This is a genomic window from Phocaeicola sp. HCN-40430 (assembly GCF_037890285.1).
GTDB lineage: Bacteria > Bacteroidota > Bacteroidia > Bacteroidales > Bacteroidaceae > Phocaeicola > Phocaeicola acetigenes.
The window spans coordinates 1-12,060 of sequence record NZ_JBBKBS010000014.1 but is presented as its reverse complement, the minus strand read 5'-3'; the positions used below and the strand labels follow the sequence as shown (position 1 = coordinate 12,060).

The window sequence follows — 12,060 nt, the reverse complement described above, 5'->3', positions numbered from 1 at the left end:
GTTTTTTCTTCACTTGTCCGCTGACATTTTGTAAACAGATACTCCGGCACTTTCCTTCCCCTTTCTTCCTCGTAAAAACAAGGCTGCCATCCTCCGTCTTCAACAGACAGAGAATGGCAGCCGATATCAATAACTGCTGTGCCCTACAGGGGCAGACAGAAAGATTTTACTTATTTGCAGTTACCCGCGCAACGAGGTTTGATTTGTTTGAAGAAATCGTTACCCTTGTTGTCTACCAGGATGAATGCAGGGAAGTCTTCTACTTCAATCTTCCAGATAGCTTCCATACCCAGTTCCGGATATTCTACACATTCGATGCTCTTGATGTTGTTCTGAGCCAGGATAGCAGCCGGACCACCGATAGAACCCAGGTAGAAACCACCGTGTTTCTTACAAGCATCGGTTACAGCCTGACTACGGTTACCCTTAGCCAGCATAATCATAGAACCACCGTGGCTCTGGAACAAGTCTACATACGAATCCATACGTCCTGCAGTAGTCGGACCCATAGAACCACAAGCCATACCAGCAGGAGTCTTAGCCGGACCAGCATAGTAAATAGGATGATCTTTGATATACTGTGGCAAGTCTTCTCCACGATCCAGACGTTCTTTCAGTTTAGCGTGAGCAATGTCGCGGCCTACAATGATAGTACCGTTCAATGAAAGACGAGTAGAAACAGGATATTTATCGAGTTCAGCAAGGATTTCTGCCATCGGACGGTTCAAGTCGATTTTCACTGCACTACCTTCACCAGCCTGACGCAATTCTTCCGGAATCAGTTCACCCGGATTAGAATCCAGTTTTTCAATCCAGATACCGTCTTTATTGATTTTACAACGGATGTTACGGTCTGCCGAGCAAGAAACGCCCAAACCTACCGGACAAGAAGCACCGTGACGAGGCAAGCGGATGATACGTACATCGTGTGCATAGTATTTACCACCAAACTGAGCACCCAAGCCAATGCGGTGAGCTTCTTCCAATACTTGTTTTTCCAATTCTACATCGCGGAATGCACGTCCGTATTCATTACCAGTAGTAGGCAAGTTATCGTAGAAACGGGTAGAAGCCAGTTTTACAGTCAGCAAGTTCTTTTCAGCAGAAGTACCACCGATTACAAATGCAATGTGATAAGGAGGACAAGCAGCTGTACCCAGAGTTTTCATCTTTTCTACCAGAAACGGAACCAATGTAGCCGGATTCAAGATAGCTTTTGTTTCCTGATACAGGTAAGTCTTGTTGGCAGAACCACCACCTTTTGTTACACAAAGGAATTCATACTCCATACCCTGAGTAGCTTCGATATCAATCTGAGCCGGCAAGTTGCAACGAGTATTTACTTCTTCGTACATAGTAAGCGGCGCATTCTGAGAATAGCGAAGGTTTTCTTCTGTATAAGTTTTGTATACACCTAAAGACAAAGCTTCTTCATCGCAATATCCAGTCCATACCTGCTGTCCTTTTTCACCATGTATAATAGCTGTTCCGGTATCCTGACAGAAAGGCAATACACCTTTTGCAGCTACTTCTGCATTGCGCAGGAATGTCAATGCTACATACTTGTCGTTATCGCTTGCTTCCGGATCGGTAAGGATTTTTGCAACCTGTTCGTTGTGCGAACGGCGCAACATAAACGAAACATCACGGAAAGCGGCATTAGCCATTGCTGTCAAACCTTCTTTTTCAATCTTCAAGATGGGTTTTCCTTCAAACTCGCTTACTGATACATAATCTTTGGTAAGCAAATAGTATTCAGTTGTATCTTTACCGTGTTCGAACATCGGCTGATACTTGAATTCAGGTGTTGCCATAATTATCTCTGTTATTAATTAAATGTTAGTTATCGTGGAAGCAAAGGTACAAAGTATTATCGAAATTTTTCCTTAATGAAGGATAAAATCTTTATGAATTATAAATCCGGTACGAAACAATTGCTTTTTTTCTTTCCAACATCAATGAAATGGCTAACTTTGCAGGAAATTAATTTATCAACATAAGTATATAAAAAGTCCATGTTAACTCAAATTATCAATGCACGCATCCTTACTCCACAAGGATGGTTGAAAGACGGGTCCGTATTAATACGCGACAATAAAATTCTGGAAGTTACCAATTGCGACTTAGCTATCGTAGGCGCCAAACTTATCGATGCCAAGGGTATGTATATTGTTCCCGGAGGAGTAGAAATTCACGTACACGGCGGTGGAGGAAGAGACTTCATGGAAGGTACAGAAGATGCTTTCCGCGCTGCCATCAATGCTCACATGAAGCACGGTACCACAAGTATATTCCCGACCTTATCTTCGTCTACCATCCCCATGATCCGTGCAGCTGCTGCTACAACTGAAAAGTTGATGAAAGAGCCTAACAGCCCTGTGCTCGGACTCCATCTGGAAGGACATTACTTCAACATGAAAATGGCCGGAGGACAGATGCCGGAAAACATCAAAAATCCTGATCCGGAAGAATACATTCCATTATTGGAAGAAACCAACTGTATCAAACGCTGGGATGCCGCTCCGGAGTTACCCGGTGCCATGGTGTTCGGTAAATACATTACTTCTAAAGGTGTATTGGCATCAGTAGGACATACACAAGCCGAATTTGAAGACATTTATACTGCTTATAATACCGGATATACACATGCCACTCATTTTTATAATGCAATGCCGGGATTCCACAAACGCCGTGAATACAAATACGAAGGTACTGTGGAAAGTATCTACCTGATAGATGATATGACGGTAGAAGTGGTAGCAGATGGTATTCACGTACCTCCTACTATCTTGAAACTGGTTCATAAGATTAAAGGGGTAGAAAGAACTGCACTGATTACCGATGCGCTGGCCTGCGCTGCCAGTGACAGTCAGGAGGCATTCGACCCTAGAGTTATTATCGAAGACGGTGTATGTAAACTGGCCGACCGTTCGGCATTGGCCGGCAGTATCGCTACAATGGACCGCCTGATCCGTACCGTGGTACAAAAGGCTGAAATTCCTCTGGAAGATGCAATCCGAATGGCATCGGAAACGCCTGCACGTATCATGGGAGTATTGGATAGAAAAGGTACACTGGAAAAAGGAAAGGATGCCGACATCATTGCTTTGGACGACAACCTGAACGTAAGAGCCGTATGGGCTATGGGAGAATTGGTAGAAGGTACCAATACTCTTTTTTAACAGAAACGAAAGGAGGATATAATTATGCTTACACAAATAATTAACGGACATATCCTTACCCCACAAGGATGGATGAAAGATGGCTCCGTACTTATCAACGATGGAAAGATTCTTGAAATTACCAACAGTGACCTGGCTGTCATCGGTGCTAAGGTAATTGATGTAAAAGGAATGTATATCGTACCTGGTTTTGTCGGTATGCATGTACACGGAGGTGGAGGACATGATTTTACGGAAGCTACAGAAGAGGCCTTTACCTGTGCGGTAAATGCTCACCTGAAACATGGAGCTACTTCTATATTCCCTACGTTGTCTTCTTCCAGCTTCGAGACTCTTTCACAGGCAAGCCAAGTCTGCGAAAAACTTATGTCTCAATCCGGTTCAGTTATTCAGGGATTGCACATCGAAGGCCCTTATTTGAACAAGAAGATGGCTGGCTCACAATGGGAAGAATTTCTGAAAGAACCTAATCCGGATGAATATATTTCTCTATTGGAGAAAACACACTGTATCAAACGTTGGGATATCAGTCCGGAACTTCCTGGAGCACATGATTTCGCTCGTTATACCTCATCCAGAGGTATTCTGACTGCTGCTACCCATACGGAAGCAGAATTTCAGGATATCAAAGAAGCTTTTGCCGCTGGATTTACTCATGCCGCTCATTTCTACAATGCAATGCCTGGTTTCCACAAACGTCGTGAATACAAATACGAAGGTACTGTAGAAAGTGTATATCTGATTGATGATATGAGCGTGGAAGTGATAGCTGATGGAATTCACCTGCCTGCTACGATCCTGAAACTGGTATACAAACTGAAAGGAGTAGAAAAGACTTGTCTGGTAACAGATGCATTGAAGTATGCGGCTTATGATGGTGAAATATCAAGTGACAGCCGTTATATCATTGAAAACGGAGTATGCAAGTTGAAAGATCATTCTTCACTGGCAGGTAGTCTGGCAACAATGGACACATTGGTACAAGTCATGGTAAAGAAAGCTAATATTCCATTGGCAGATGCAGTGAGAATGGCTTCTGAAACACCGGCACGTATCATCGGTATCTCTGATCAGAAAGGTAGTCTGCAAAAAGGTAAAGATGCTGATATCGTAATTCTGGATAAGGATATCAATGTGCGTTGTGTATTCTCTAAAGGCGAAATTGTAGACGGTACTTGCACTATTATTCACTAAACTGAATATTTTACTCAATAAAGACAGGTACGGTGTATTTCTAAAAGGGAATAAGTAACTTTTTAGAAATACACCGTATCTGTCTTTATACAATATTTCACTCCGTCTATTCTTTTTCAGATACTTTTTTCTCAGGATTTTCTTTAGTAATACTCTCTATATCATTCATACCATCACGAAAACTTTTTACACCCTTTCCAAAGCCTTTCATTAATTCCGGAATTTTCTTTCCTCCAAATAAAAGCAATATAATCAAGACTATAAAAATCAATTCCTGGGCACCAAACCCAATAAATAACAAAAGCGTGCTCATATATATAAATTTAAGCTATAAGTATAGAGTATATTTTTAAATAATTAATAAACCTAATACAAAAATAGGATTTATTTTATAATACTACCTAGGATTTAAGCCTAAAACAGTTAATATTCTATCGGGTCAGAAAAAATTTACCTGCTTGCCCAAATAGATTTTCCAGACAAACAGGTTATTCTATCGAAGACTACTGTTCAAACATGCTTCTGCGGGCCAACATACAGGCACCAACAACTCCTGCCTTATCTTGCAACTGCGACAACACAATAACTGAATCTCTATTTACCAAATTCAAAGAATACTTTCGTACAGCACTTTTAATAGGTTGTAAAATATAATCACCTGTCTGCGCCAAAGCTCCTCCAATAATTACCATTTCCGGATTCATCAGGTTAATCAAACCAGCCAGATAACGCCCCAACTTCTGACCAATTTCCTCTACCAATTCAATACAAAGCAAATCTTCTTTATTCGTAGCTTCTATAATATCTCTCAATGTCACTCCTACATTATCATTCAGTACGGCTTCCGACAAAATAGACTGTTTGCCTTCACGTACACATTGCACCAGATTACGGTATAAAGCAGCACCCGATACCTCTGTCTCCAAACATCCCCGCTTTCCACAATGACAAAGAATTTCATTATCGAATACATTAAAATGTCCGAATTCTCCGGAAAATCCTGATTTTCCAGTATAAATACTACCGTTTACTATCAGTCCAGCTCCTAATCCCCAACCAATATTGATAAATATAACATTGCGTTCTCCTTTTACAATACCCTTAACAATTTCACCGTAAGTCATGGCACGGGTATCATTATCAATTGTTACTTTATAACCTATTTTTTCGGTCATTATTTCGGCCAAAGGACGTTCCTCAAAATTGAATAAACTAAAACTATATCCTAATTCGGGATTGACACGCCCTGAAATATTAATCCCCACATTCAAGATTTTTTCCTTATCAATATTGGACTGGGATATAAAGTCTACAATATAACTACACAATCTGTTTAAACCCTCTGGAGTATTTTCTGTTTCATAGGGAATTCCCATTCTTAAATCGACAAAATCTCCCATAAAGTTCATCAAGCCAATATTCAAACTAAATTTCTTGATATCAACCCCAACAAAGTATCCAGCATCTGTAGTCAAGCCATATAGAGTGGGAGGACGTCCCTCACTTGCTTCCTGTTTACCATAGCTCATAAGATAGCCATCTTCACACATTTCCATAATAAACTTTGTAACAGTAGGTACACTCAGATCGAGTTCTTTAGACAAGTCGGGAATGGTAGACGAACGATTATACATATAATAAGTAATAATCCGCTTTTTAGTCTGCGCACTTTTTGAACCTCTCTCAATTTCTTTAAGCAGATTTTGTGTCATAACTATTTTATTTTACTATTTATTACAAAAATACGACTTTATTTTATAAATAAAGAATGTTTACAAAGTTAAAAATTAGAAATAAAAACAAAGGAGAGCATAGTTCTTTACTAAAAGGATGAATAAAGTTAAACAATTTAAAATACCATAAAGGCTTCATTCCTTTTCATCTACAACAATAAAATATTACATCCAAAGAATATTGCTTCATATAAATGTCACAGTAAAAACAAACATTAAATAAAAATGGACAAAACCAATTAGGGATTCAGCACTATCCTACCCTCTCTTTACTAAAAAAGGCCACAAAATAATCTTCAGAAATATCATATTCGGATTTGACAAACGGCAATCTAAAGCCATAAAGACAAACAGTTCAGCAAGAAGAATCCTGCCAAACTGTTTACCGTTTACCTTAACCCTTAAAACTAATCACTTATCAACCAATTCAATTATTCCTTATCGTTTCCTTTTAATTACTTCTTTTCTTTTTGATCCATTCTTCCAATATAATTCTATTTCTTCCAAAGACTTTCCAGCCGTTTCGGGCATCAATTTCCAAACAATAAGAATGTAAGGTATACACATTACAGCAAACAGGAAGAAAGTTCCACCCGGTGTCAGATGAGTCAGAAGCCACGGAGTTAACTGTCCGACTAAATATGTCCCGACCCACAAAGACAAACCAGCAATAGACATTGCTAAACCCCGTACACGGGTTGGATACATTTCGGATAAGAGCACAAAAATAACAGCACTGATCGATCCTGCACAAAAAAATACATATGCAAGAAAGAAGACCAGCATAATAGTGCTGGACAGCTGGAGCTGTTCACCTAAAATAAAATAAAGACCAATCATTATCAAAGAGAGTATCATCCCAGATACACCATAATAAATCAGTTTTTTACGGCCTATTTTATCGATTATAAGCAGTGCCAAGATGCTGGTCAGTGTATTTACTAATCCTACAAGAACTTGATAGTACAGAGAATCTCCTCCCGACAAACCTGCATTTTCAAAAATAGAAGGCCCATAGTACAACACAGCATTTACTCCCATGAACTGTCCTAAAATAGCAATACACACGCCTATTATTACAGCTTTTAAAATGCCTGGCTGTGATAATACCGACCAGTCTGAATTTTTACTTTCGGTTTTTAATACAGATTCGGTCATTCCGATATGCTCTTCTACGGTCTGCACAGAGCGATAAATACGAAATAAGATGCCTTTTGCTTTTTCTTTTTTATGAGAGACAATCAGCCAGCGCGGACTCTCAGGTATAAAGAATATTACCAGCAAGAATAAAAGAGCGGGAACAGATTCCATACCCAACATTCCTCTCCAGACTTCGGATACCATAATGTATTGAAGTATCGGTGTTTCTAAAAGCGGATTACTTTGGGAGTAGAGCAAAAGATAATAATTGACAATATATGCACTTAAAAAGCCTATTGTTACGGCAACCTGATACAATGATACAAGTCTGCCTCTATACTGTGTAGCGGCAACCTCTGATATATACAACGGAGAAACTATGGAAACAATACCTATTGCAACTCCTCCTAAAATTCTTGCCCAGACAAGGTGTACAAAGTCAGAAGCTATCGCACACCAGATTCCGGAGGCTGAAAACAGCAAAGCGGAAAGAATCATGACAAGCTTGCGCCCCCATTTGTCACTAAGAATACCAGCCATAGACACCCCGACAATGGAGCCTACAAGGGCACATCCTACATACCATCCTTGCTGCCAGTCATTTAATTTAAATTGTTCTGTTACTTGTCCTATTGTTCCAGAGATAACTGCTGTATCGTATCCGAATAATAAACCTCCAACAGCGGCAACCAAAGACAAAAAGAGCATGTAGCCCATATTTAATTCTAAACTACGCATAACTCTCTGATTATTTATTTTATATCAAAATATTCTTTATAACGATTGTATAAATGCCCCGCCTGAAGATAAGCCGACTGAGGACTCATGAAATGAGAGAACTCAAAAGTAATGGCTTTGTCATATCCGGCACGTTTGGCAGCTTCGAGCTTCATACGTAATTTATCAAACTTTATCGGGAAGAAGCGGATGGGCATATCACGGTCGAAAGATTCTGCATTCGTCCAACATTCCATACCATATTTATCGGCTAACTTCTTATTTACAGAGAAAAAAGCATCCAGTTCATCGTAATCAATATGTCCGTCTTGAAATGCACAAGCATCTACTACATCATGGATTCCATCGAATATTTCATTCCAGTCGCGCTCATGTTCTTGCACAGAGATAGATTCTTCACGGGTCAATTTACCTGTGCCCATTACTGCTTTTTTTCCATCAATCCAGGGGGATATAAATGTAGGCAAGCCATTGGAAACATCTTTACATTGTTTTCCCATCGTATGAAAAGCGTCTATAGCACCTTTGGTCTGACGGCTAATTTCACCACTGATATACCACCCTCCAAAGCTTTTATACTTTTCTCCATACATTTCCCAGGCTTCATCTATTACATATTTATTGTCTTCAATCTCCCAAGTCAAGTCGCCGGTATCCCAATATCTTCCAGAATCATACAAGCCAAAATAAAACTTCATTCCATATTTCTCTGCAAGACGCAAATACATATCAACCAGATCTACTGAAGGCATATAGCATCCCTTCTTCAATAAGTATTTTGAAGGATAAGTGATGAATTTACGATATCCTGAACGAATGAGAATAACTGTATCAATTCCTATACTTTTCATATATTGAAAATCCAAGTCCCATTCGGCCTCTCCCCAGTTTTGATGAGGTATATCGTGTGAAATTTCATCCAGAAATGTTCCGGTTATAGGCAGACCATTCTTCTTGGGAACAATTAATGTGCTCGGCTTTCCCGCAACAAGGTTTCTTCCATTTATTTTATTCTTTTGGGAAGCAGTAGTATCTTTACAACTCTCAAAAAGAGCCGGAATTGCTAAAGCAGATGCACTAGCAAGCAATGATTTCTTTAAAAAGTCACGTCGGGTAGTATTTTTCATAATATCAACAATTTATATAGTAACCTATTGAATAAACTCTCCTTTTATATTCACAGCCTTTGAATGAAATGGATCTAGAATATGGTCAACAATCACAGCCATTTCCCCGCGTGTTATATCAACATTTGGATTCCATCTTTCTAACCCACAATCCAACCATATCTTTTCAAAATCAGAAGATAAGTCTTTTCCTTCTGATTTCGCTATGTCCTGAATCAACCCCATAAGTTCTTCTACTGATACAGGTTTTAAAGACTTCAAATCAACCTTATTCTTTATTTTCGGATAAAAATTACAAAGATCTTCCAACTCAGCAGAAAGCAAAACGGAATCAGCTCTTAGCCATGTTTGATTAGACCATCCAATATTTTTTCCCTTACCTCTTAATATTCCTGATGCACCAATTCTCTGATAAGATGCAAATTTTTTATCGGAAACCGGTACGTCTAAATAAGGCAGCAAATAACCTTTTGAATCTAAAATTATATCTTGTACGTCTCGTACTGAAACTTCGTCTATATCCTTATCCTGAGAAACAGCTAAGGCAGCTAAGGCACCGGCAGCTTGACCAATTTGAAGAACTACAGGTTGTAGACGAGTAGTTCCATTGACTATATTCGAAACTGATATTGATTTTTCAGCAACAATTAGGCCGTCAATATCCTTGGGTATCATCACTCCTAATGGTAAGCCATAGGAAGGTATTGGATGAAAATATAAATCGGGTAACTCTTCTCCTCCCCGATAACGAGTATGATGGTGATCAACAGGATAATCTCCTACTGCTATACAGGTGCGATAAAGAGGATATTGCTGGTCATAAGGATTCATTATATGATTCAAATTAAAACGTACCAGACCATGGATACGTCTGGATTCACGGTGATAAGGGATAAAAGGCAACTTATCAGATGTAGGATATTCATCATCAGCCAAACCTAATGTGTTATATCCCAATTCTTTCTGTAAGAAGTATATAAAACGTATTGTATGGTCTTTTGCAGCCTGAAGTGCTTCTTTACGTTCCTCTGGCAACATCTCCACCAGATTTATATAATAATCATTACCCTCTATGGGCCAGTTTATCATATATTTATTATTTGGCAGTTTACCATATGTGATCATTTTATCTTTAGACCATATTCTATCGGGCTCTTTTGGAGATTTACATAACTGATTTGCACAAGCGCATGCAAATTCAGTAGGAGAATAGCCTTTTGGCTCAGGGATAGTTACATCTACCCCATAATCTTTCAGAATAGCTACATAAGTCAAATCCTGTATGATCCCATTTGCATTATCAGGAGCAATGCTTTCGTTTGTTAAATCACGACTCTCCATTCCTATGTCATAGCCTACTCCACAAGATTTGGCTACATCTCCCAATTCTGTTGCATCGATTAAGACTTTAGAGACCACTATTTCCGTTGTTCCATCCGGCCTTAATAGTGTAACTTTCCAACAATTGTTTTCACGTTCTATATCCTTCCAAACTGTATCAAAATAAACATTCAAATTTTTTTCCTGATTCACCATTTCACAAAAGACTTGATTACCTACCGAAGGCTCAAACAGCACATTACTAACCCAGCCGGTTTTTAAAGAATCACGACTTCCATAATAAGCTATTAATCTGGATTGGAATTCTCCCCAAATTCCAGCAGGAAGATTATAGTTCCCATCAACAGCACTAACTCCTGCAGAAGTCAACATTCCCCCTAACCAAGAAGTCTCTTCTACTATTAAAGTATTTACTCCAGAGCGAGCAGATTGAAGTCCGGCAGCTACACCACTTGTACCTCCTCCTACAACTAAAACATCTACATTTAAGATAGGAGAATTTTCGGAACAAGATGAAATAAATAAGGAACAAAAGAATAAAGCTAAAGTTCTTATACCTTTTTTCATAGATTCATTAGACTAACTCATTATTTACCTAGGCAAATATATAAATTAATTTATTTATATTCAAATACAAAAAGCAATTATTTTATTTATACAAATGAAATAAAAAATATATTTCATTATAGATAGCAAACCTAATAATTACATTAATAAAGCTTATATTAAAATGATTGTTATGTGAACATAAAAAAATATCCTCATTTCAATGTTCAACCAAATTTTCAACCGGGAAAATATTTCAGCAATTTAATAGTACCATAAATATCCATCAAATAAATACTATCATTATAGAATTAACAAACTCTATCACAAAGTAATCTACTTTATAAAAGAAAAGATAGGGAATGATCACACCTTTGAAAATTTCGCTTTTCATAATAAATAAACTCTATCAAAAATTGAAACAAGGTATTTAAAATCAATGATAATAATGTTTATTAGTTTATGGTAAAAATATTTCCTCTAGACCATCTCTATACAAAAAGGAAGGAATACAAGTTTACTCTTTATATGATATCACCATCTATATTACAATAAGATTCATTTTTCATCGCAAATATCAAAACACCTATACGAAGAGAATAGATTAGAAATCTACAAGATATTTCAAGCCATTCTTAGGCTTTTTCATTCACGAATTAGTATATAGCTTATAAAACGACAAAAACATAAAAGACAGCCTCGTAAAACCAGGGAACAAGTCTTCAGAAGCAGAGGATGCATATACATATCCCCCACGGCCGGACAAGCCATGATTCATACACGCAGAGATTTCCGGGCTCCTACACGATTCTGCCTACAGCTGCCGGAAACCATGCATCAGACGGGATTTAAGAATAAAGCAGGACGTACTCAGGATTTTCCTCTTTACATAAAGGGGAGGATTATCCTTCAGCTGTCAGACACGACAAATGAAGAAGAAGAACGGGGCAGTGCCGGGCCGGAGAAAGGCCTGCTACGGGACAGCGGCGGCAGAGAAAAGGAAACTGGAGAGTCGCAGACATCCTGAGACAGCGGCAAAAAAGACATCGCCAGAAGGCA

8 protein-coding genes are annotated in these 12,060 nt (G+C 38.6%); 2 read left to right on the top strand and 6 right to left on the bottom strand.

Features of this window, described 5'->3' with window-relative positions:
- Positions 1-170: 170 nt before the first annotated feature.
- Positions 171-1,814 carry a fumarate hydratase gene (locus tag WKU26_RS07655; protein ID WP_340321520.1) on the bottom strand — a complete coding sequence of 548 codons (1,644 nt, stop codon included), beginning with the start codon at positions 1,812-1,814 and terminating at the stop codon, positions 171-173.
- Between the two features lie 201 nt (positions 1,815-2,015).
- Here WKU26_RS07655 and nagA (WKU26_RS07650) point away from each other — a divergent pair, with 201 nt between their 5' ends.
- Positions 2,016-3,182, top strand: a complete 1,167-nt coding sequence (gene nagA / locus WKU26_RS07650; protein ID WP_340321519.1) for an N-acetylglucosamine-6-phosphate deacetylase — start codon at positions 2,016-2,018, stop codon at positions 3,180-3,182.
- 24 nt (positions 3,183-3,206) lie between these two features.
- Positions 3,207-4,376, top strand: coding sequence for an N-acetylglucosamine-6-phosphate deacetylase (gene nagA, locus WKU26_RS07645; RefSeq protein ID WP_340321518.1), 1,170 nt, complete (start codon positions 3,207-3,209; stop codon positions 4,374-4,376).
- Positions 4,377-4,482: 106 nt separating this feature from the next.
- Here the strand turns inward: nagA (WKU26_RS07645) and WKU26_RS07640 are convergent, their stop codons facing one another.
- From WKU26_RS07640 to WKU26_RS07620, 5 genes are all read right to left on the bottom strand, one after another.
- On the bottom strand, positions 4,483-4,689 hold the full coding sequence (locus WKU26_RS07640) for a twin-arginine translocase TatA/TatE family subunit (protein WP_178265624.1): 207 nt from the start codon (positions 4,687-4,689) through the stop codon (positions 4,483-4,485).
- A 190-nt stretch (positions 4,690-4,879) separates the two neighbouring features.
- On the bottom strand, positions 4,880-6,088 hold the full coding sequence (locus WKU26_RS07635; protein WP_178265623.1) for an ROK family transcriptional regulator: 1,209 nt from the start codon (positions 6,086-6,088) through the stop codon (positions 4,880-4,882).
- 459 nt (positions 6,089-6,547) lie between these two features.
- Positions 6,548-7,987 (bottom strand): sugar porter family MFS transporter, encoded by a 1,440-nt coding sequence (locus WKU26_RS07630; RefSeq protein WP_340321517.1) that lies wholly within the window; start codon positions 7,985-7,987, stop codon positions 6,548-6,550.
- 14 nt (positions 7,988-8,001) lie between these two features.
- Positions 8,002-9,114 (bottom strand): DUF4434 domain-containing protein, encoded by a 1,113-nt coding sequence (locus WKU26_RS07625; protein WP_340321516.1) that lies wholly within the window; start codon positions 9,112-9,114, stop codon positions 8,002-8,004.
- Positions 9,115-9,138: 24 nt separating this feature from the next.
- Positions 9,139-11,010, bottom strand: coding sequence for an FAD-dependent oxidoreductase (locus WKU26_RS07620; protein ID WP_445323228.1), 1,872 nt, complete (start codon positions 11,008-11,010; stop codon positions 9,139-9,141).
- Positions 11,011-12,060 lie beyond the last annotated feature (1,050 nt).